We start from the raw sequence: 23,065 nt of genomic DNA on the forward strand, positions 1-23,065 counted from the left end.
GTAATAGAGATACCATCAGCATAGTCGATCAGTATCTTGGCGCGTTCAATCTCGCGCGCCGGTGCTGTTCTTGATCTGGATAGCTCCTTCAGCATCTTCTTTTGATCCTCCGCCAAAACCAGCGCTGCACGTTTCGTTTTCCCCGCTATGGCCACCTCCGTCAAGAGTTGCATGATGTATAAGAACCATGGCTACTATAAGTCAATCCGTAATGCTAATGCTGAAACGAACTGCTGGTACATATTATGCCGAATGTCAATCTGAGTCATTTAGCAAATCCGTTCTACTTTCCTATTCCAACCAATATGATCCTAGATTGCCCAGGATGATGACGTTATTAACGCAAGACCCTTTTGAAGGGATTTCATGAACATCTCCTAGGAGAGTTAAGCATTTCGGAGAAGCTTGTAATCAAGAAAGATTTATTGAAGAAAAATTTTTATTTATCATAAGCTTGTATAGTCAGGTTAGTCTATTTCTTATCATTGGCGGAAAGGAGTATGGTCCACATATCTAAAATATTGGCTGGGATTTCATCACTAACTACCAAGCCTGTTTCTTTTAAAAAATTATCCAAAGAAAAATTAGGACGAAAACCCAACACCTTTGAAAGAGGACCTAGTAACTCTATGGCCTTACCGCTGAATCTTTCTGGCCGATAGAAGTGATTGATGATGACAATTGGTCCGCCGGGTTTACAAACGCGTTTTATTTCTTTAATAAATTTTTTAGGATTGGGGATTACTGAGGCGACATACATTGCAACTACACAATCGAAAGAGTCGTCGGGAAAAGTCATGTTCTCAGCGTCCATAAGCAGAAGATCTTCAATATTTTTGAGCTTTACCTCGTTAATTAACTCTCGAGCTCTTTCGAGCATTTCAGGCGAGATATCAATACCAACCACTTTTACCTCTTTCGAATAGAGCGGTAACGATAAACCAGTTCCGACACCAACCTCTAAGATGCGATTCCCAGGTTTTGCATTCAACAACTGCACCGCCATTTTTCTGCCTGGATTAAAGATCCAGCCGAAATAAAAGTTATATACTTTTGCGTAGCGTTTATAGACCTTCTGAATCGACACTATATCCATAGATTAGCGACTCTCAAAACAAATAAAGGGGTTATTCTAGAAAGCCTGGAGAACGTTATTTTCTCAGCCTACGAAGTGCTTTTAGTCAGACTCAATCGTTTCATCACTTTCCCTTCCTTAATTAGAAAGTAGATAAATGATAATCAGCACGATGACCGGCACTCCAACCAGCCACCCCAGAAAATATTTACCCTTTTCAAGTTCCTTTGGGAGCTCCGAATTACCGATCTGTTAACCCGATAAGTCACCACTTAGGTAATTGAGCAACAGTGTGTATTGCTCTTGACAACAGTATCGAGGATTCGGGTTGTAGGCTCAGAAATCTGGCGCGATCGTGTCAACCGAATCATGCTCATTCGATGCACAGTCTACGGAATAAATCGGCCGCAGTATGTGCGTTGCCGTACAGAAAGTGAGTGTGTCGCGGATTAACAATACATATCAAGTAAATATGTGAGGGTTGAGTGCCATTCAACTGGGTCATCGGAACGTGCAGAAGACTTTTTGCGGAACTTCGTATTAGCGAGACTTCTTTTTTGCACGCTTTCAGGCAGAAGCAAACGTACAACGATAGGCATTGTGGCTGATAATCCAGGCAACGAATCAGCAATGGTGATAGAACGATAACGATCTCATAATACTGCGGTATGATAAGCCATGTCCCAGTTATCTTGATAATGCCGATCACGTTGCGATCATGTCGGGAAGCAGCCGATCATATTCTTTCTTGACCACTTTATAGCACTCGCAAACCTTGGCTTCCAGGCACAATCGATCCAGCACCGTGATGTGGCCCCGGTGGTAATGGACTATGTCCGCGCGTTGCAATTTACCGGCCGCCTCGGTAATGCCTTCGCGGCGCACGCCGAGCATATTGGCGATCAATTCCTGTGTCATTATCAACTCGTTCGATGGCAAGCGGTCTAGGCATAACAGCAGCAGACGGCAGAGCTGCTGTTCCACCGAATGATGCCGATTGCACACTGCCGTCTGCGCGATCTGCGTGAGCAGCGCATGGGTGTAACGCAGCAACAGATGCTGCATCGGCATAACGTGATTGAATTCCTGCTTCAGCAAGTACCCTTTTAATCGGTAGGCATAGCCCGGGATCTGCACCACGGGAAGATTCGGCATGGTATCCCCACCCATAAAGAGGGACACTCCGACTACTCCCTCATTGCCGACTATCGCGATTTCGGTTGATTTACCATCCTTCGTGAAATTGAGTAGAGACACGATCGAGGTAGTGGGGAAGAAGACGTGATTCAGTTTATAGTCGTGCTCGCACAGGACTTCGCCGATCAGCATCGGCACCAGTTCCAGATGAGGATGCAGTTGTTCGAATTAATCTGTGGGCAGGGCGGCGAGAAGATGGTTCTGGTGTGCACTATGGGGAATATGGGGAATATGGGGAATATGGGGAATATGGGGAATATGGGGAATATGGGGATGAGCAGTAGGCATAGGTAATCTCCTTTTCAGATAAAACCGCGTGAACATAAAGAGATGGTTATTGATCGGCTAGATAAAGTTTTAACTACTCAATTATAGTTATAGCAATAAACTTGTCGCATGAGTGACGCTACAGTAGGTAGTGACTTCATACGATACTTGCCCGAATCAATAAGTTTTAATGCATCAATAAGAGTATCGAAAAATGTTGGCTAAAAATATACGTGCAAACACGTAGATTTAACCCTTGTTGATCAGCGATCAAAAAGTCCTTCTTTGAGCTCAAGTTATGTAATATCTCAAAAGTTTGGATGCGTTTTTGCCTTTCAGACGAAAGACATTCAAGGAGAAATGGTCAGATCAGAAATGAAAAGAGCCGGAGAAAGCAGAAGGCGGATCGGAACCAGATGTGCTTGTAGAGAGCATAGCCTTGTGCAGGTGAGCGCGACGGTGCCCTGACGGGCAGACCGTGATGATTAAGAATCCTAGCGAGATGGACTTCTGTTACTTGGTAGAGGGAGGCAGTCAAATTCTCTACAACTTGATTGAAAGTGCCAAGCTGGTAAACACTCTTTAACGCAAACACTGAAAAGCTCAAAATGACAAAAGGCTTGGAGCAGATTCAACAACAAGCATCATTAAAGCTATTGATTGAGTCCTCAAATAGTGTTAGGCGGCATATTTAGCGAAGCGGCCCTGGAAGTCAACTTTGGCGCGCTCGGGTCACTCTGCTAGGCTTTCTTGTGCTGCCTTTTTCCATACCTATGATCTGAAAAACACAATAAATACTCTTTATTTGCGGGCCTGATCTATAGTATTGGCATCAAAAATTCAATCTTCTTCGGACCAGATCAGAAAACCAATTCGCTATCTGCATCGCACATAAAATCAAATCTGTGCGCTAACGTACAGAAACGACAGGGGATTAGGTGTATTTTTAATATAAAGGATGAGTGTTTGTATAAAAAACGCACGATGGATATGTAGTGGATGCCTGGCCGTTGGAAACCCACTGCGGGGTTGTTTGACGAGGATGTTATAGAAGCGAGTAAACCAGGCCAGAGATGAGGAGGACTGGATCGTGATGGGTACATATTTTATTTTGACGGAGGGCCAATTCATGCAACTTGGTTTATTTGACCTTCCCTGGTGGGGTTATGTGCTGGTTACGCTGGGTTTGACCCACATGACCATCGCCTCGGTGACGATTTTTCTGCACCGGCACCAAGCCCACCGTGCGCTGGAGCTGCATCCTACAGTCAGCCACTGTTTCCGCTTCTGGTTGTGGCTCACTACCGGGATGATTACCAAGGAATGGGTGGCCATTCACCGCAAGCACCATGCCAAGTGCGAAACCTGTGAAGATCCACACAGTCCGCAGATCTATGGCGTCGGAACAGTGCTGTTCAAGGGTGCCAAACTCTACCGTATGGAGGCCAAGAACACTGCAACGCTAGAGAAATATGGTCACGGCACACCCGACGACTGGCTCGAGCGCAACCTGTATTCAAAGCATGCCGTGCTCGGTATCGGCATCATGCTGGCGATTGATCTCGTCCTGTTCGGTCCAATCGGCCTCATCATGTGGGGCGTGCAGATGCTGTGGATCCCGTTCTTTGCCGCTGGTGTTATCAACGGCGTCGGCCACTACTGGGGCTATCGCAATTTCGCATCGAGTGACGCCTCTACCAACATTTCTCCGTGGGGCATTCTGATCGGAGGTGAGGAGCTGCACAACAATCACCACGCCTACGTGACTTCCGCCAAGCTGTCTAACAAGTGGTGGGAATTCGACATTGGTTGGGTATACATTCGCGCCCTGGAGATAATGGGCTTGGCCACAGTGCGCAAAGTGGCGCCCAAGATCCGGCTCAACCTGGCCAAAACTGGTTGCTGCGACTTAGAGACGCTGCAAGCCGTCATCACGCACCGCTACGACGTGCTGGCTAGGTACGCCAAATACCTGAAGCAGACCGCATTAGCGGAAATCCGCAATTTGCAGGCTCGCGAGATGTCTGGCCTGCAGGATACCCCTGCGCTGGAAGCGGTTAAACATTGGCTGCAAAGGGATGCGGGTGAGCTGCCGGAGAAAGAGCGGGCAGCATTGGATCAGGCACTCCATTTCAGCAAGGTACTAAGGACCACCTACTCGATGCGGCAGGATCTGGCCGTTCTGTGGAGCCGTTCAACTGCATCCAAGGAACAGCTTGTAAAGCAACTGGAAAACTGGTGTCAGCGTGCCGAGGAGAGTGGCATCAGTGCATTGCAGGAATTCTCCCGGAAATTGCGTTATTACGACTAACCGTTTGGAAGGAGAAATAAAATGACACTAGGAACAATACTGCTGATCATTCTGATTCTGATGCTGGTTGGTGTGATTCCAACGTGGCCTTACAGCAGGGGGTGGGGTTATGCCCCCAGCGGTATTCTCGGGATAGTTTTGCTTATTTTACTCATTCTGTTGCTGACAGGTCGAATATAGCGCTCGTTTGATTGCGCGGAAAGTATATAGAGTCACAAGGTAATGACAGGGGGGTCGCACAGCAGGTTCTGTGCTTTAGCGTACAGGGTCTGTTGTACGTATTTTTTAGTGAGCGAGAGGAAGCGAATATCGAAACGCCGGGAAGCGCGATCAGTTGGCCGGCATGAACCAGTAAATTTACAACCTTACGAAGGATAAGTTCGGAAAGCTAGCCAATCGCAATCGATTCATTACCATTCAAGGAGAAATGTATGCTTGTGACATTTACAACCGATGCCTATGCCGACATTACCATGTTTGGGGGTGACGCGCTTACCATGCTGAAAATGATGGGACACAGCGCAACCGTGCCAGGCGCTATTCTGGCAACTGATGTTCCTCAAGCATTGAATCGGTTAACAGCCGCTTTAGATGCACAAAAAAGAGTCTCACAAGTCTCGCCACCTGTCGAGACTAAGGATGAGGATACGGATGAACCAGTAGTAAGCATGGTTAAGCGAGGACTGCCTCTAATTGAGCTACTGACCGCCGCAGCAAAGGCAGACTGTAACGTAATGTGGAAATAAATCGATATCAGGAAAAAAATAGGCTAAGTGGAAGACCCGTCTCTGCGAGAGCTAGGAAGCCGCATACCAGAGCACTGCGAAGTAATGGCATGCAGTACCTACCATTACAAACAAATGCCAGATGAAGTGACCATATCGAAGGCGCGAATCGGTCACAAAAAAAAATACGCCAACGGTGTAAGCCACCCCCCCTGCAACCAGCCATAGTAGGCCGGATGCAGGTATGCGGATATACAACGGATAAATTGCGATCAGAATGAGCCACCCCATAAGCAAATAAAGGCTGATGGAGATGATGGGGTTGTGCATCTTATCAAATACTTTCAGCGCCACCCCGATTGCGGCAAAACTCCAGACGATCCCAAGAAGCGTCCAGCCCCACGCGCCTCGAAGCACACCAAGCGTGAATGGCGTGTAGGTGCCGGCGATAAGGAGAAAGATCGCGGAGTGTTCGACAATCTTAAACACACGCTTCGCCTTGCCTCGCGGCAAGGCGTGATAGAGGGTAGAAGCAAAGTAAAGCAGCACCATCGCCGCCGCGAAGAGGCTCGTGCCAACGATGAACCTCGTATCTTCGTACTGCACCGCATGCATAACAAGAAATGGGGCTGCCGCAAGTGCTGCGATCAGCCCTATACCGTGGCTGATGCTGTTCGCGATCTCTTCCCCTCGGGACTGCTCACGTTTGGGTACTGCAAGCAAGATGTTCACAATATTCGAACCTACGATCTATAACGCGGGTGTAGAAAACGACTTGATGGGTCAAACAACACCGTTCCCGGGAGGCACATGAACTTGACTTTTTGTCGATCGGAGATCATCGAATAAACAGCATTTTGAGAAGTGGAAGTCAATTCTGCTCACCTCTGGGCACAACTTTATGAATAGAGTCTTTCGATATTTGCAATGTCCACGCTGATCGGTGCGCGCATCAGCGTGGAACGGTTTAACAAGGCTAACTACATTTAATCTTTAAACTTATCTTTCAACTTTGCGGCAGTATCTCGAACAGCGCTACTTAGTTTATCCCAAGCGTTTTCTGCACCATCCTTAAGATGCTCCCACGCATCCTCGCTTGCTTCACCCAGTTCTTTCATCTTGGCTTTCGCAGCATCAACCTTCTGCTCAAGTTCTGCGATTTGCATATCATATTTGATACGGGCATCGGCTGCAGAACTCTTTGCTTCGGCTCGTAATTCTGCTAATTTGGCCTGAGCCAGTTCCACCTCGGCTTCTATCTTTTGTTTGTATGCTTCTTTCGTGCTCATAACGCATCTCCTATGTTAATCAATTCAGAATTGATTCTTAGACTTCGTGATAACCCAAGCCAGAAATAGGGAAATAGTAATACTGCTGCCCCGACTATAGCGGTCACTATTGAACCGATGAGTCCCAATAGACCGAACAAGAGACCCCCTGCAATGGCACCGACAATGCCAACAATAATATTACCCAGGAGACCAAAGCCTCTTCCTTTCATCAATATTCCAGCTAGCCAACCTGCGACTGCGCCGATTGCGATAAAAATCAATAACCCTGCATAGTCCATTAGTCACTTCTCTGGGTTATCAGCAATTGGAAATAACCTGCTTATGTATAACTCGGTATCTGCCATGCCGAAGATCACGAAAAAGACAATGAATAGTGATGCATCCTAATTGGTAGCGTCTTTAACATTTTCCTTGATTTCTTTGCCTGCATCTTCGAGCTTATCACTAGCATCTTCAGCGGCATCACGGGCTTTCTCGCCGGGTCGTCGGTCAAGCGCGTCATCTACTTTATTCATGGCCTTTTCGGTACCTGTTTGTTTTTGGTCACAGGCAGGTAGCACCAGAATTGTCGTGGCGATCATAAGTATAAGAAGGTAGTAAGGTTTCATTTTCATTTTCCCATTTTAGGTTTTGGTTACGTCCATTGGGCCATTCCCACTGAACATATGGTTTTCTAACCATTGGTTTAATTCTAATGACAGCATTAAACGCCGTCTGTACGATACCGCACATAATGAGAATCATCGTTCACTTTCAACATTTCAAGGTCGGGTAGGAATCTGCTTGGCGGAAGAAATAACGAAAACAAATGAATTGCAGGAAGTCGCTTATGCCCTTTCGTTATCAAGCCGATTCCGAAGTATGTTATTTCCAGCATAAAGTTAAAGCCACCGTCTTTAGACAGTAGCTTGAACCTTTAAATATTTTGATTCACGCGCGCTACGCTAAACCACCTACTTTCAGTAGGTGGTTTAGTCAGAGTTTTTTTAAAGAACTCAGGTAGATGTATTACCCCCGGCCTTGAATGAGTCGGACTAGTATCAAGATGACGGCTATGACCAATAGAACGTGAATGAATCCGCCTATGGAGGCTGACGAAACTAGCCCTAGCACCCACAGAACTATTAAGACTATGGCAATGATTTCGAGCATGATTATATCTCCAGTGATTATTTGGCAAAGATCTGCTTGTTGCAAGATTAAGTGGAGCAACCAGACTGAGTCTGTGCGATAGCGTACGCAAGGCTATTTTCTTGCCCCCTGTGCTCAGTTTCTGCAGTGTGCGTTGCTATCTGGAAATGGCTGGAGGTGATAAGTTCGGGTACATATATATAGGGTAGCGTACAGAATGAGCCTGCTTTTGAGTTATCCTGGGATTTCCTTTTCAGAATGGAGACTGACATGTCCGAGTTACCCACGCCGCAACAAAACCATCTTTTGGCTGCTTTGTCAGCTGAAATGCAGAGACGCCTGTTTCCTCATCTTGAACTGGTGTCACTGCCACTTGGCAAAGTTTTATATGAATCCGGGGACACTTTGCGCCATGTCTATTTCCCGACCAACGCCATCGTGTCGCTGCTCTACGTGATGGAGAGCGGTGCATCGGCGGAAATCTCCGTGGTGGGTAATGATGGTCTTATCGGTATCGCGTTATTCATGGGCGGTGAAAGCACCCCGAGCCGGGGGATTGTGCAAAGTGCCGGTTACGCCTATCGACTGCTGGGGCAGCGGCTCAAAGATGAGTTCAATCGCCACGGCGAGCTGTTACAACTGATGCTGCGTTACACGCAGGCCTTGATTACGCAAATGGCCCAGACGGCGGTCTGCAATCGTCACCACTCGATTGACCAGCAACTATGCCGCTGGCTTTTACTTTCAATGGATCGCCTGCCGAACAATCAATTGACGATGACCCAGGAGCTGATTGCCAACATGCTTGGCGTGCGCCGTGAAGGTGTCACCGATGCTGCCGGAAAGTTGCAGGAACTCGGCGTGATCGAATACAACCGCGGACATATCACGATACTGGATCGGCCCAGACTTGAGCAGTTGAGTTGCGAGTGTTACGCCGTCGTCAAGAAAGAAACCGATCGCCTGTTACCCAATATTTCTCCACGCCAGGTTAGTTGACAGATTGAGCGATGATTTAAGTACCGCAACCCAGCAATGTGTCGCTGCAACCACTTAGTCAGACCTTCCTTAAACAGTATTGGCGTGTCCTCTCTGTGCTGTAACGTACAGACAATAGTGTGATTATCGATCAAGCTATATTTTCGGGATTGTTCAGCACCTTTCTCGGACCATTTTCTGGATTTTTTCGTGCTGCAGGATAACTAGATGTTGACTACAACACCGGCACGAGTGATCAACCACCTGATTGGATGTTTGCCGCGCGAGGAACGAAACAGAGTTCTAAAACGCTGCGAGCCGGTAAGGCTGGTTTTCGGCACTACTCTGTGTGAAGCCAATCAGCCTTTCCAGCACGTATACTTTCCCCTTACCGGTTTCATCTCACGGTCGATAGCAATGGACGGCCATCAACCGCTGGAAGCAGGACTGATTGGTAACGAAGGCATGCTCGGCGTGACGCTCGTGCTGGGAATCAATGTTGCACCGCTGCGCGCAATGGTGCAAGGTGCCGGTACCGCGTTGAGGATGACCGCCACGCAGTTCCAGCACGAATTGCGCGACAGCGCCTACTTGCTGGACACGCTCAACCGCTACCTGTACGTATTGATGACGCAATTGTCGCGAACCAGTGCCTGCAACCATTTCCATGAGATCGAGCCGCGGCTGGCGCGCTGGTTATTAATGACGCATGACCGTGCACACGCCGATCATTTTCATCTTACGCATGAGTACCTCGCCAACATGCTCGGGGTGCGCAGAAGTAGCGTCACCGTTGCTGCAGGCGTGCTGCAACGGAGAAAGGTTATCAGCTATAACCGCGGTGAGATCAGTATCCTTGACCGGAAGGAGCTCGAAGCGACATCCTGCGAGTGTTACGGCGTGATGAACGATCACTATGCTAGGTTGTTCGCTTAGTCCTGTTTTGTAGGCATATTTTCAAGGGCGTTTCAATAAATACAACTTTCGTTGCCGTACGAATGGCTTACAAATTATCTGCAAAGGTTGCCGATACAAATTGGATTTGTGTAAATCTGCCTGGAATCGCTTGTTCATCAGCTTTTGCATCATGTTGCAAGGCAGCTTGGTGAAATATCCGGGTTAAACGCCTTGCCGTGCTTTCAACCAGGCAGAGAACTCGCTGCCCAGCTGTGGATGAGCAGATGCAATATCGACACTGGCCTGTAGCAATCCCAGCCTGCTGCCACAGTCATAACGTTTGCCGTGGTAGCGATAAGCCAGTACTTGCTCTGAACCAAGCAGGGCTGCAATGCCATCAGTGAGTTGAATCTCACCCCCAGTGCCGCGAAGTTGTGCGCGAATGTGCTCGAATACTGCTGTGGTCAGGATGTAGCGCCCAGCGACTGCCAGGTTACTGGGGGCAACACTAGGGTGAGGTTTTTCAACCAAGCCGGTGATCTTGATAAGATCTGGCGTCAGCGTCTCTCCTTGAACGATACCGTAACGGCTGGTCTGATCCTGCGGTACTTCCTGCACCGCTAGAATGCTGCACCGGTGTTGACCGAAAAGGTCGGTCATTTGCTGCATGATGGGTGGATCGCCTACCATCAAGTCGTCGGCCAACAACACCGCAAAGGGCGCGCCGTGAACCAGGTGTTCGGCGCACAACACGGCATGGCCCAGACCGAGTGCCCTGGACTGGCGGATGTATACACATTCCATGTCATCAGGCTTAATGGCATTGACGATCGCGATTAAATCGTCTTTGCCATGGGCAGCCAGTTCAGCTTCCAGCTCATAAGCCGTGTCGAAATGGTCTTCAATTGCGCGTTTATTGCGGCCTGTCACAAAGATCATTTCGCGTATGCCTGCAGCATAGGCCTCTTCAACTGCGTATTGAATAAGCGGTTTATCAACGACTACCAGCATTTCTTTTGGTGAGGCTTTGGTGGCCGGCAAAAAACGTGTTCCTAAACCAGCGACTGGAAAAATCGCCTTGGTGATAGCTTGCTGATTACAGTTATGCATGATGCAAACCTCAAAAAATGTTATTTGATATTGCCCTCATCCCGCCTGCATACCGGGTGAAGAGAAAATGTAGTTCATCGTAACTCTTTGCGCTAACAAAAAAGCAGTGTGCTGAAAAATGCATGAATGCTTTTGGTTTATTACCTAGAGTGAGGACTGTGCTCATGTTTATCTGCTGGATCATCAATGTGGCTGGGGCAGGGTTACGATGTTTACTTCGACCGTATGATCCTGGCGATCGTCGATCAGCGGAATGATTTTGTCGGGGTGTTCGATGCCATCTACCGTGACGCGCATTGCACTGCTCTGCACAGCATCGCCGGCATCCGATTGCGACACGGTGATATGGTAGACAGTCTCCCGATACCGGTAATGCAGTTTGAACCCTTGCCAGGACGCAGGCAGGCAGGGAGCAAAATGCAGTTTGTCCACATCCAGCCTCAGGCCGAGCAGAGATTCCACAATCAGCCGGTACATCCAACCGGCGGAACCCGTGTACCAGCTCCATCCCCCGCGACCGGCGTGCGGCGAAACCGCATAGACATCGGCGGCGACGACATAGGGCTCAACTTTGTAGATCGCTACACCCGCTGCCGATTTTCCATGATTCACCGGATTGATCATGGTCAGCAATTCCCACGCGCGCTGATTGTCGCCCAGGGCTGCGAATGCCATTGCGGTCCAGATAGCGGCATGGGTGTATTGCCCGCCGTTTTCGCGCACGCCAGGAACATAACCTTTGATGTAGCCCGGATCGAGATCCGATTTGTCGAATGGCGGATCCAGAAGCTGGATCAACGCATGATCGTGCCGCACCAGTCGGGTATATACGGCGTCCATGCCCATGCGTGAACGTGCGCCATCGCCCGCGCCGGAGAGCACTGACCAGCTTTGTGAGATCGAATCGATCTGGCATTCGATGTTGGTTGCCGACCCTAGCATGGTACCGTCATCGAAGTAGGCGCGGCGATACCATGCGCCATCCCAGGCATTCTGCTCGATACATTGGCGCAGTTGCTCGGCTTCGCGCCGGCACTGCTCAGCAAACGGCACGTCGCCCTGCTGTTGCGCCAGCACTGCGAAGCGCATCAGCACTTCATACAGGAAGAAGCCGAGCCAGACGCTTTCACCCTTGCCGAGCATGCCCACCAGGTTCATGCCGTCGTTCCAGTCTCCGGAACCGATCAGCGGCAGACCATGCTCGCCAAACGCCAGGCCGTGCCGGATGGCGCGTGCGCAGTGCTGGTACAGGCTGGCCGACTCGGTAGAGTGCCCTGGCAGGTCATAATACGAGTCATCCTCAGGGCTGACCGGGCGGCCTTCGAGGAAAGGAATGGATTCATCCAGCACACCGCTATCACCGGTACTCAGCACATAACGACACACCGCCAGTGGCAGCCAGAGGTAGTCGTCGGAGCAATGGGTGCGTACGCCACGGCTCGACGGTGGATGCCACCAGTGCTGTACATCGCCTTCGACAAACTGATGCGCCGCGCACAGCAGCAATTGTTCGCGCACGCGTTGCGGCTCGGCATGGATCAGCGCCATCACGTCCTGCAACTGGTCGCGGAAACCGAAGGCGCCGCCCGATTGATAATAGCCGCTGCGTGCCCATAGACGACAGGCAAGCGTTTGGTAGACAAGCCAACCATTAGCCAGCACGTTGAGAGACGGATCTGGGGTTTCCACCTGAACCGCGCCGAGAGTGTGGTTCCAGTATTGCCACACCGCTTCGAGTGCAGCATGCGCGGCGGCCGATCCACGAAAACGGCGCACCAGATTGCGCGCATCATCAGCCCCACGCCTGCCGGCCTGGCCAAGGCGGAAGATGATCTCGCGTTCTTGCCCGTCGGCCAAGTCGAAGCCTACCTGGATCGCAGCGCAAGGATCCAATGCTGCCCCTACCTTGCCTGAAAGCCGTGTACGCGTCATCGCTGCCGGATTTTTGAGCGAGCCGTTACGTCCAATGAACTCAGCGCGGTCGCAACTGATCGAGCGATTGGTCTCATCCACATCGAAGAAAGCAATCCGGCCGATGAATTCCGTGTTGTAAGGGTTGTGGGCGAACAGCGCACCGCTGCCGGAATCCACCTCGGTGGTCACGTGCAGGATCGATTTCGGCCGCAAATCGCCCAGCACCCACTCCACGTAGCCGGTCGCGGAGAGCCGCCGTGGTCGTCCTGATGCGTTACGCACTTTCAATACCGAGAATTTGACCGCAGCATCCACAGCCACGTACACCCACAGTTCCGAGACAATGCCGCCTTCGGTATGCTCGAACACGCTATAACCGAAGCCATGCCGGCTGACATACGCATTCGCGCCGCGACAGGGCAGGGGTGTGGGCGACCAGAAATGTCCACTCTCTTCGTCGCGTAGATAAAAAGCTTCTCCGCTCGCATCAGATACCGGGTCGTTGTGCCAAGGGGTAAGACGGAACTCATGCGCGTTTTCGCTCCAGGTATAAGCTTGACCGCTCTCGGAAATGACGGTACCAAAATGCGGATTCGCCAATACATTCACCCATGGCGCGGGCGTCACTTGCGCAGCCGTGGTGGTCATGACATACTCGCGCCCGTCCCGTGTGAATCCGCCCAGCCCGTTGTGCAGAATGAGATCGCGCTGCGGCAATAGGCTGCTGCCAGGAAGATCGGCATGGTGGCTTTGGCTCGGCCGGAAGCGCGGCATCCGCACATCCCTGAAGCTACGGCGGTTGATCTGCTCCGCCAGTGTTCCTCGGCTGTCCGTTATGATCGCGCGCGCGACCGATTGGAACAGAACGCGATCTTCGTTCGAAATCTGTTCCGCGCGTCGCACGAAGATGCCACCCGGTCGATCGATGACATGCGCTTCGACGCCCGCCGCAATCAAACCGATAATGTGATCCTGGAGCAATTGCCGGTAACCGGCACGGTCTTCGTTCCAGATCACCAGATCCACCACCAGCCCTTTGAAACGCCAGTAGGCGTGAGCCTGCACCAGTTGACGCACCAATTCGATATTGGCTGCATCGCCAATCTGCAGCAGGACGATGGGGAAATCGCCAGAAATGGCATGGCTCCATAAACCGGATTGCCCACGACGATTCTGCATCAGAATGCTGGTTTCGGCGCGAAGCAAGCCGTGGGCATAGATAACAGAATTAGCCAGGCGTCCGTAGAGTTGCGCGTCGGCCTCGCTCGCATTGAGTTGGCGTAACACCACTTGGGCATGTGTCCAGGCGACATCAAAGACACGATCTGCAAGCCGCCTATCCTGATATCTTTCGATTAGGCTTAATGCGGCATCACGGGTTTCCCCCATGCCGCTCACCATATCGAGGGTGATCGTTTGTTCCGGATCGAGCGTAATGGCATGGCGAATGGCGACAATCGGATCCAGCACTGAGCCCTGGCTACCGGAAAGCACCCCTGATGATGCGCCGCCCAGCGCTTGCGGGTCGGCGGTGGTGTGGCCGCGGCCAATGAATTGCATCCTATCCGTCTCATAAGAGATGGCATCGATATCCGCTCCGTGCGCCGTCATCATGTGAAACATCCAGGATGTTTGCTCGGCAGCTGAACGCGGCCGGCGCGTGCAAAGTATCGCGTGGCGTTTCTCGTCGATCTCGGTCTGCACGAACAGATTGCTGAAAGCTGGATGCAGCGCATCTGAGGCAGGTACGGCAAGCACGATTTCCGCGTAACTCGTCATCGTAATGGTGCGGCGGGTATGGGTGCGGTTAGTGATGCGCATGCGGCGCAGCTCGATATCGTCCTCTGGTGATACCACGATCTCGGTATAGGTTTCGAAATGACCATCGCCTATGAAATCGCGACGACGAAATTCAGCGCGTCCCTCGGAGAAAATCACTTCGTAATACTGTGGCTGTTTCAGTGTCGGCTGATACGCGGTCGACCAGATCTCCCCACTACGCTCGTCACGAAGATAACAGAACGCCCCCCAGTGATCGCAAGTCGTATCCTCGCGCCAGCGTGTGATGGCGAGATCTTTCCAACGGCTATAGCCGCCGCCGGCGTTGGTGATCATCACATGATAGCGTCCGTTGGACAACAATTGCACTTCGGGCATTGGCGTATTCGCATTGTTGAAAACGCGAATCGGCGCTTCCGCAGTACGGGCGGTCAGTCGAATGTCAGAAAATTGGGCCGTGCTCGGAAAGAACGGTGTGGTTTTGGGAATCCGCTCCTGGAGCAGCAGCAAGGTCGCCTGGAACAGCGGGACCGACTCGAAGCGCTTCTGCATCGGACGATCCAACAGCAAATAGGCCAGGGAAAGCAGACTCATTCCCTGGTGGTGCGCCATATAAGATCGAACTACAGTGCTCGATTCCCCGCGTCGTTGACGAGACGGGGTGTAGTCAATGGCTTCGTAAAAGCCGAATTTTCCTTCCAATCCTTGCGCAGCGAGTCGTTGCAGGTTCAGATACGCCGCTTCGGGTGCCACCATCAGTGCCAGTACTGTGGCATAGGGAGCAACGACCAGGTCATCGGCGAGTCCGCGTTGGAGTCCCAGGCCAGGCACACCAAATGCCCGATACTGATAATTGAGATGGATGTCGACCAGGTTATAGCCAGACTCCGACATACCCCACGGTATGCCACGCTGCCGCCCATACTCGATCTGCCGCGCCACCGCCGCCTTATAGGTCTGGTCAAGCAGCGTGTTATCAAAGGTCGGCATGACCAGGAGCGGCATCAGGTACTCGAACATCGAACCGCTCCACGATAAAAGGACGGGTTCGCCGCCGACAGTCGTGAGCAGACGTCCCAGGGTAAACCAGCTCTCCTGCGGCACTTGCCCCTGCGCAATCGCGACGAAGTTGATTAATCTCGCTTCCGAAGCCAGCAAGTCGTAGTAACTCTCATCCCGCCGCAGTTGATCCACGTTGTATCCAATCGCCAGCAGACGCGACGATTTGTCATATAGGAAGTCATACGTCATGCACGCGAGCTCGCTTGACTGCATGGCAAGCCGCTCGATAATCACAATTCGTTCAGTGGCGCGGTGGCTAGCTTGAGTGATGCAGTGTCGAAACTCATACAGCCACTTGCGTTCCGAGGATGTCGCAGCATCCGCAAGGGGTGCGGCGATCCGCTGTTCAATTTCCAGCAGCAATCTATCTTCGATGTTTGCCAATTCCCGCAGCGTTGGGATTGCGGCGATGCCAAGGTTGTCTTCAAGCCCGCTCGGTGCGGTTGGCAGCACCAGCCAGGGGGCGAGAAAGGTTAACTCGTCGAGGGCGGCGCGGCATTGCCGGAACAGCGCATGCGCCCACCAAACCGCATCGCTCTCGGAAGTTGTCTCGGAGATGACTGCGCTGGCGTGATCCAGGGTCGGGTGGTGCGTGGAATCCTCATCAGTCTCCAGGTATCCTCCGGTTTTTGCGTGCTGTTTTTTTTCGGCCGACACCAGCGCACTTCTTCCTGTTTGAGGCAGCTTCTGAGAGGCAGCTTCAATGCTGTCGGCAAACGCCTCCGCGCGTTTCGCCAGTTGGTCGAGGCATTGCCACGCCAGCGCGAGCGTAGTTGGCGGAGAACTGCATGCAGACTCGATATCCGTCTGCAATGAAGCGAGTAGCCCTGACCGGGTGTTGCCTGCCGCATCCACCAGAATTCCTAGCGTATCGTGGAGTCCGTGGAACCAGTGCGCACCAAGGATTCTATCATTGGCAAGCGTGAGCAGACCCGACTGCAAGGTCAGCAGATGACCTGCGAGGTTTCCGCTGTCCACCGTCGAAACGTAAGCCGGATGCAACGGTTTCAACGATTGCGTATCGTACCAGTTGTAGAAGTGACTACGATGCCGTTCCAGCGTTTGCATGGTGCCGAGGGTCTGTGCCGTGCGCTTGATGAGTTGCCCGGCCGGAATGTAGCCGAAGTCGTATGCGGATAAATTCGCAAGTAGCGCCATTCCCATATTGGTCGGCGAAGTGCGATGCGCAACGGCGGCGCCGCGATACTCTTGATAGTTATCCGGCGGCAGCCAATGATCTTCCGGCCCAACAAAAGTCTCGAAGAATGCCCAGGTTTTGCGCGAAATCTTGCGCAAAAAGACGGTCTGCCCAGCCGTCAGTCGTGCCTCGCGGCGTGCGAGTGGTTGGCCGGTCCACCAGACAATCACGGGTGAACCTAGCCATAGCAGCAGGATGGGTCCTGCTACCGTGAGTGCAGCAGGCTTGAACAGCAGCAGATAAAGTATCACAGCAATGGCAATCAGCGGGGCGACCCACATCGCGCGCAAAGTGGCGGCGAAATCCGTGCGGCTGTTACGTGCGGCTTCGCCCGACGGATTCCATTCGAGCAACCGTCTGTGGGTGAACAGCATACGTCCCGCTGTACGTACGATTGCATCCAGGCTGAACCAGGCTTCGTAGGGAAGGCATGTCAGGGTAAAGGCCGCTTGCGCCAGGCGTTGGCTTGCCGTGTCGAGTGCAGCGGTAAGATGTTGGCGTAACGGCACCTCGTCCGGCTTGTGAAAGATTTCCACAATCGATGTGATCAAAGGTGGAATCAGGAGTGTGCCGATCACTGCCAAGGTCCAGAGCAAGGGTGATGCAAGCACCACCCAGCCTAGCAACAGCAGCAGCGTCAACGCTGCCGGCACGAGACTGCGCCGCAGGTTGTCGAACAGTTTCCATCGCGACAGACGCGAGAGCGGGTTCTTCAGTCGACGGTTATCGGGACCGGGAATGCGGGGCAACAGCCAGCCCAGCAATTGCCAGTCGCCACGTATCCAGCGATGACGGCGGCTCACGTCCACGCTGTAGTGCGCAGGGTAATCCTCATGCACATGTACATCGCTCAATAAGCCGGCACGCGCATAACATCCCTCCAGCAAATCGTGGCTGAGAATCTGGTTTTCGGGAAAACGCCCATTCAATGCCCGCTCGAACATATCGATCTCATAGATGCCTTTACCGATAAACGAGCCTTCGCCAAACACGTCCTGGTAGACATCGGAGATGGCCCGGGTATAGGGGTCGATGCCAGCTTCACCACCATGCAATCGCGCATAACGCGAGCGGTTGGTGCCTTCCAGGCTTACGCTGACACGCGGCTGGAGAATACCGTAGCCCTCGTGCACGCGCTGCCGCTGTTCGTCGTAGCGTGGGCGATTCAGCGGATGAGACATGGCAGCCACAAGCTGCCGTGCGACGTCACGCGGTAGCTGCGTATCTGTATCCAAAGTGATGACGTACTTAACGTTCGCGAGGCAAGTGGTATCACCGACGATGCGTGAGAAACGGTTGCCGGCATTGCTAAGCATTTTATCGCGCAGCAATGCATTCAAGTCCGCAAGCTTGCCACGCTTACGTTCGTAGCCCATCCAGATGCGCTCTTGCGGATTCCAGCGGCGTGGGCGATGAAAAAGAAAGAAAATACTCTTTTCCACAGCGCCATATTTTGCATTCAGCGTCTCGATTCGTGCCTGGGCCAGCTGCAACAGCGGCTCGTCTTCGGCGAGCGTTTCTTCGTGCGCGTCGCGAAAATCGGTCAACAAGCCGAAATACAGATTGTTGTCCCGATTCGCCAGAAAGCGCACTTCCAAAGCCTCGACCAGATCGTCGACACTTTGCGGGTTAGTGAGCATCGTCGGCACGATGACCAGTGTCTGAGATTGTGCGGGTATGCCGTTGGAGAAATCCATACGCGGCAGCGAATGCGGGCGCACGAACAAGGTTGCCAGCCAATTCACCAGAGTGAGTGCCAACTGGCTGGTGGACAGCAGTGCGAGTATACCGATCAGCAGCAAGAATTCATTCGGCACATTTTGAGTATGAGCGATTGCCATCAGACCAGCGCTGAACAACAGCGTTAGCAGCGCGATTAGACCGAGATACACGACCAATGAGTGCTGTGACCCCATTTTCGCGAGGGTATCAGCAACAGAGAAGTGCGCTTGTGTCCTTGTCTCAAGTTTGTGTAAGCCTCGATCAATCAAGTAGAAGCCGACATGTGCCGCGCGTTCGTCGTCATTTGGATGCGCTGCCTGAACCTCATGCGCGAGTTGGAGTGCACTTTGCGCTACCTCGGTTTCAGTGAGGGAGCTCCGCCTTGAAATCTTTTCGATCGCATGACGATAACGGTCGCGGGTGGCAAAATCCATCTTGCCATAGGCACCGCTCGGATCTTCGCGTAATATTTGCTCGACGATACTCATGGTTTCGACGAACTCGCGCCAATCCATCCCACCCAGGAAACGCAAGCTGCCGATGCTGTTGCTAATGGAAACTTGGTCGGCCGCCTGATGCTGGTTTCCCGATTGGACCAACTGCTCGATGGTCAGTCCCGACTCGGCGAGCACTTGCTCGATCCAGGTTAGCGGCAATGCCAGGGCGAGGCCATGTCCTTGCAGCCGACGCGTAAATTCTGATACGAATGGAGTTGACATCGGCGGTTGCGAGCGCGCCATGTCCGCGATCACGAGCACCAGGCTCTTCGGATCCGTCGCTGCGACCGCCGCCATCTGCTCTGCCCAGGCGCTAGCGAGGTCGCAGTCGATTCTGTCGGCGGCGATGCGAATGGCAACGCGCCGCAGGTTCTCAATTAACGCCAATCGCAGCATGATGGGGATAGCCCATAACTCGCTTAATTTGAGCGTGTTAACCGTCTGATAGGCCGCGACGAAACGGTTGAGACTTTCCGAGTCCACCCGTCCATCTCCGTGCGAAATGATCTCCAGCGCGATATCGTATACACGCGGCAATCCAGCTGAAGGGCCATTCAATAAACGAGGTAATTCCCGACTATACCCCTTAGGCATGTGGCGCCTGGCGGTACGGATCTGTTCTTCAACTAAATAGAAATTATCAAGCAGCCATTCGCTGGCCGGCGTGATCTGCTGGTTGGCTCTTACCGCCGTTGTGAGTCGTCTGCAGACGTCGATCAAAACCGCTTCATTTGCCGCCAGTCGCGTCATCAGGTGATCCTGCGGACGTTCCTGTGTCACTTTGTGCATGGCAGCGAGACGCCTGCCACGCTGTTCCATCTGATCGGCGCTAAGCAGTTCCGAGCGTAGCGGCGGCTCATTGAAGGCATCCTTTAGGGGGATGCCGCCGCGCAAGTTCGCACTCAACCGGCGCAAATATCGGAAGAAACGATTGTTATGGGTCTCCATTTAGAAATGCACTCCATTTTGGATAGGAATCTTTACGCCCATTTCCCGGCAATACCAATAATTTGATGAATCGGAATCTAGCATAGCGCCTCTTGTAAAAGTGCATATCCAGCTGGAATGAATCACTGGAATGAAATGGAACTGAGTAGCCATTACTGGCAAGATGCAAGGTATAGCCTATTCGTCATACACGCATATCCTAAAGAGCCGACCGTTAGGGTATCCAGAGAATGCTTCCTTACAGTGACGGCTGGCCAAGAACCACTCACGTACGATTCAGGGAGGCCTTGACCAAATATCTGGGTTAGGGATTCCAGACAGCGTCGCCGACATAGGCAGATCATTAGATCTTAATCAAAACTTATCCTTTATCGGCTCCCGCTTACCTTCGCGTCATTTTGGATTCGGAATTGAAATCAAGTCTCCGCTGTGACTATGAGGATCTGATTCATTTTGTGTAGAGAACCTTTCTGCTGGCTACTCACAACTATACTCATCACACTTCAAAATTCGGTTTTTATAATTCCTCACCCGGCCTTCTCCCAGCGGGAGAAGGTATATACGATGATAAAAAATACAATGGCTACGGTTAATCAATGCAGCGATCTACCATCATTTGACTCGCATGGCATTCTTGACAGATACCACGCCCTTGACACTGCGCGCGACTTCGATCGCCTTATCGATATTAGCCTGGGAACTGACGAAGCCACTCAGTTGAACGACACCTTTGAAGGTTTCAACGTTGATTTCAGCAGATTTTAAGGTGGGCTCATTAAGAATTGCCGTTATGACCTTCGTGGTAATGACAGTATCATCGAAATACTCTCCAGTTCCTTCTTGCTTTGACGTTGATGCGCAACCCAAGAAAAAAGCCATTAGAGCAATTAAGAAGAAAGTGGAGAAGCGGTTATTAAGTTGTGTCATGTTAAGTTCTCCCAGATGATTGACGGAACTAAAACACCCCTTGATCCTTTTAGATTAAAGGGCGCTTGGTTTACTACCTTCGGTGCGGTATTCAATCTGAAATTCACGACCTTATTCGGTTCTCCGGAAAGTATTCGCAAAAATCAGAATTAAAACTGAAACGCCTTTCAGATCAAATTATTACAGGGATAGAGCATCTAGTATGTACGCTAGCACACATAGCCCCCCTTTTTTTGTGGGTTACTCAAGTTTAGACATTCAGCATCAAAAGAGCTGCCATTAAGGCAGAAACAAAGTAGCGATACGAGGCGTGAAATTATTCACAAAATGAGCAAAAATAACTTGACAGAAGGGAAAGTTAGTGCGGTCTCCGCCCTGCGTACGCGGGTTTTTTGGCGTATGCAGGGCGGAGACCAATGAAGGAGTTTTTACTCCTCAATTGGCTTCCTATGTCCTACGCTCAAACTGTCCGTCGTTGCCTGTCAAGCTGGATTACTCTCATCTACTTACCGCTGTACCCATGCGTTCTCGCGCTACTTTCGTCGAACTGCTGTGTGGCTGTCTGATTTCTCCCGAAGGCTGGGTGACACGTGCGATCAGCGCCCTTGTCCGGGGCCGTCACTGGACGACCTATTACAAACTCCTGGAACGCGGCAGCGTCCGGACACTACGGCTGGCGCGCGCCTTGTTTGAGGTGGTCAACAATGCATTGCCAACGGAGGCGCTCAGTCTGGTCATCGACGATACGCTGATTCCACGCCAATCCGAGAAGGCGCCGGGCAGCACCATTCGGGACGATCACGCAAAGAAGAGCAACAGGCCGCAGTTTCTGCTGGCGCAATGCTGAGTTACATTGGGCGTCAGCGTGCTAGGCCGCGCGGGCAGGAGGTACGTGTTGCCGATTGTGTCCCGTTCAGTTCCCACCACCGGCAATCGCAACAAATTGACTATTTATTGCGCTGGCGTTAGTGCGCAGTCTGGCCCCAGTGATGATGAAAAAATCCGTCCGGTTGCTGTTCGATGCCTGGTTCATGCGGGTGAGGCTGGTATTGCCGCTACTGTCGCGAAAGATGCGGATTATCGGTCAGGCGCGGCGCGATGCTGCATTATTCATGCCGCCAGACGTGTTATCCAAGCCTCGACGTGGACGACCCAAAACCTACGGGATCAAAATGACACCCGATGCGATCCGGAATTTACCGCTAACCGAAATCAAGCTGACACTCTATGGCAAGGAGCAGTTGGTTCGCCTGCGCACCGTGGTTGCAATGGTGCGTTTTCTGAAAGGAGCGCCGGTGCGCGCGGTATGGTGCGAATTCTACGATACGAACAAACAGCATTGGTCAAAAACACGCTTGGCTATTGGCAACCGAAACGGAGTTGCGTGCCGAAGCAATACTGTATCTGTACGCACATCGCTGGGGCATCGAACCCTTGTTTCACAACTTGAAGCGCTGGTGGGGTGTGAACAATCTGTGGCAGCAGAAACGCACTGCGCTGGAGTTATGGATGCAGATTCGCTCGACAGCGTGGACGCTGGTTCAGCTATTGAGCCTGATCGTGGAAGAAGCTTTTCCTGTCGAGGTCGTAGCGCCATGGCGCAACAAACAACCCCTGACCGGCGGTTTGGTGGCGCAGTGGCTGCGCATGGAATTTTACTTTACTTGTTTTCAGGGACGGCTTCAGCCAGAAATCCTCGATATTCACTTGCCCAGAACAGCGTGGCGACCCAAGACTGCGAGTGTAGCATCGCTGTCACCAGCAAATAATATCAATCTCACTCGTTTCATTCCCAGCTTGTGTCACCGCTCAGGCGACGCAAGGGTGGTGGGTGAATGTCTAAAGTAGAGTGTGGGTTAGATAGCTGCACACAACGTATCAGGAAAATATGGTTTTATGACCTGGTTTAATGAATCCGGACATTCCAGTTAAGAGAAAATAGCTTAACTGGAGGAAGTAATGGTAACGAGGAAGCAATATACAAAGGAATACAAATTAGATGCGATCAGTCTGGTATTGGATCAGGGCCATACGA

17 protein-coding genes are annotated in these 23,065 nt (G+C 51.7%); 7 read left to right on the forward strand and 10 right to left on the reverse strand.

Annotation, left to right across the window (positions count from 1 at the left end; translation table 11 throughout):
- Nucleotides 1-472 precede the first annotated feature (472 nt).
- Nucleotides 473-1,087 carry a class I SAM-dependent methyltransferase gene (locus BLW34_RS12130; RefSeq protein ID WP_177166029.1) on the reverse strand — a complete coding sequence of 205 codons (615 nt, stop codon included), beginning with the start codon at nt 1,085-1,087 and terminating at the stop codon, nt 473-475.
- 693 nt (nt 1,088-1,780) lie between these two features.
- Nucleotides 1,781-2,404, reverse strand: coding sequence for a Crp/Fnr family transcriptional regulator (locus BLW34_RS12135; RefSeq protein WP_218138853.1), 624 nt, complete (start codon nt 2,402-2,404; stop codon nt 1,781-1,783).
- Nucleotides 2,405-3,668: 1,264 nt separating this feature from the next.
- On the opposite strand from BLW34_RS12135, the gene BLW34_RS12140 reads away from it, so the two are divergent.
- From BLW34_RS12140 to BLW34_RS12150, 3 genes are all read left to right on the forward strand, one after another.
- Nucleotides 3,669-4,850: a DesA family fatty acid desaturase gene (locus tag BLW34_RS12140; RefSeq protein ID WP_090580007.1), complete on the forward strand. Its 1,182-nt coding sequence runs from the start codon at nt 3,669-3,671 to the stop codon at nt 4,848-4,850.
- Between the two features lie 21 nt (nt 4,851-4,871).
- On the forward strand, nt 4,872-5,030 hold the full coding sequence (locus tag BLW34_RS12145) for a DUF3309 family protein (RefSeq protein ID WP_090579976.1): 159 nt from the start codon (nt 4,872-4,874) through the stop codon (nt 5,028-5,030).
- A 251-nt stretch (nt 5,031-5,281) separates the two neighbouring features.
- Nucleotides 5,282-5,596: a DUF1840 domain-containing protein gene (locus BLW34_RS12150; protein WP_090579979.1), complete on the forward strand. Its 315-nt coding sequence runs from the start codon at nt 5,282-5,284 to the stop codon at nt 5,594-5,596.
- 51 nt (nt 5,597-5,647) lie between these two features.
- On the opposite strand, the gene BLW34_RS12155 is transcribed toward BLW34_RS12150, so the two are convergent.
- The 5 genes from BLW34_RS12155 to BLW34_RS15705 all read right to left on the reverse strand — a co-directional run bounded on the left by BLW34_RS12155 (nt 5,648) and on the right by BLW34_RS15705 (nt 8,019).
- Nucleotides 5,648-6,307 (reverse strand): PAQR family membrane homeostasis protein TrhA, encoded by a 660-nt coding sequence (locus BLW34_RS12155; protein WP_090579981.1) that lies wholly within the window; start codon nt 6,305-6,307, stop codon nt 5,648-5,650.
- A gap of 254 nt (nt 6,308-6,561) precedes the next feature.
- The gene (locus BLW34_RS12160) at nt 6,562-6,864 is read right to left on the reverse strand and encodes a sll1863 family stress response protein (RefSeq protein ID WP_090579984.1); all 303 of its coding nucleotides are present in this window, start codon (nt 6,862-6,864) and stop codon (nt 6,562-6,564) included.
- Nucleotides 6,861-7,145 carry a GlsB/YeaQ/YmgE family stress response membrane protein gene (locus tag BLW34_RS12165; RefSeq protein ID WP_090579986.1) on the reverse strand — a complete coding sequence of 95 codons (285 nt, stop codon included), beginning with the start codon at nt 7,143-7,145 and terminating at the stop codon, nt 6,861-6,863. Before BLW34_RS12165 ends, BLW34_RS12160 begins: the two co-directional genes overlap by 4 nt.
- A 105-nt stretch (nt 7,146-7,250) precedes the next feature.
- Nucleotides 7,251-7,475, reverse strand: coding sequence for a hypothetical protein (locus tag BLW34_RS12170; RefSeq protein WP_143037922.1), 225 nt, complete (start codon nt 7,473-7,475; stop codon nt 7,251-7,253).
- A gap of 400 nt (nt 7,476-7,875) precedes the next feature.
- Nucleotides 7,876-8,019: a lmo0937 family membrane protein gene (locus tag BLW34_RS15705; protein WP_143002271.1), complete on the reverse strand. Its 144-nt coding sequence runs from the start codon at nt 8,017-8,019 to the stop codon at nt 7,876-7,878.
- Between the two features lie 249 nt (nt 8,020-8,268).
- On the opposite strand from BLW34_RS15705, the gene BLW34_RS12175 reads away from it, so the two are divergent.
- Both BLW34_RS12175 and BLW34_RS12180 read left to right on the forward strand, forming a co-directional pair.
- A complete protein-coding gene (locus BLW34_RS12175) occupies nt 8,269-8,997 on the forward strand; it encodes a Crp/Fnr family transcriptional regulator (RefSeq protein WP_090579993.1) in 729 nt (242 codons plus the stop codon).
- Nucleotides 8,998-9,207: 210 nt separating this feature from the next.
- Nucleotides 9,208-9,912, forward strand: coding sequence for a Crp/Fnr family transcriptional regulator (locus BLW34_RS12180; protein WP_256203776.1), 705 nt, complete (start codon nt 9,208-9,210; stop codon nt 9,910-9,912).
- Nucleotides 9,913-10,095: 183 nt separating this feature from the next.
- On the opposite strand, the gene galU is transcribed toward BLW34_RS12180, so the two are convergent.
- The 3 genes from galU to BLW34_RS12195 all read right to left on the reverse strand — a co-directional run bounded on the left by galU (nt 10,096) and on the right by BLW34_RS12195 (nt 21,030).
- Nucleotides 10,096-10,983, reverse strand: a complete 888-nt coding sequence (gene galU / locus BLW34_RS12185) for a UTP--glucose-1-phosphate uridylyltransferase GalU (RefSeq protein ID WP_090579998.1) — start codon at nt 10,981-10,983, stop codon at nt 10,096-10,098.
- Nucleotides 10,984-11,166: 183 nt separating this feature from the next.
- Nucleotides 11,167-20,103 carry a glycoside hydrolase family 94 protein gene (locus BLW34_RS12190; protein ID WP_090580001.1) on the reverse strand — a complete coding sequence of 2,979 codons (8,937 nt, stop codon included), beginning with the start codon at nt 20,101-20,103 and terminating at the stop codon, nt 11,167-11,169.
- 612 nt (nt 20,104-20,715) lie between these two features.
- Nucleotides 20,716-21,030, reverse strand: coding sequence for a BON domain-containing protein (locus BLW34_RS12195; RefSeq protein ID WP_090580004.1), 315 nt, complete (start codon nt 21,028-21,030; stop codon nt 20,716-20,718).
- Between the two features lie 361 nt (nt 21,031-21,391).
- Here BLW34_RS12195 and BLW34_RS16555 point away from each other — a divergent pair, with 361 nt between their 5' ends.
- Entirely contained in the window at nt 21,392-21,877 is a 486-nt protein-coding gene (locus BLW34_RS16555; RefSeq protein ID WP_218138854.1) for a transposase, read from the forward strand.
- A 533-nt stretch (nt 21,878-22,410) separates the two neighbouring features.
- Nucleotides 22,411-22,878 carry a transposase gene (locus BLW34_RS17455; RefSeq protein WP_371263937.1) on the forward strand — a complete coding sequence of 156 codons (468 nt, stop codon included), beginning with the start codon at nt 22,411-22,413 and terminating at the stop codon, nt 22,876-22,878.
- Nucleotides 22,879-23,065: the final 187 nt, after the last annotated feature.

Source organism: Nitrosomonas sp. Nm58 (assembly GCF_900107335.1).
Taxonomy (GTDB): Bacteria; Pseudomonadota; Gammaproteobacteria; order Burkholderiales; family Nitrosomonadaceae; genus Nitrosomonas.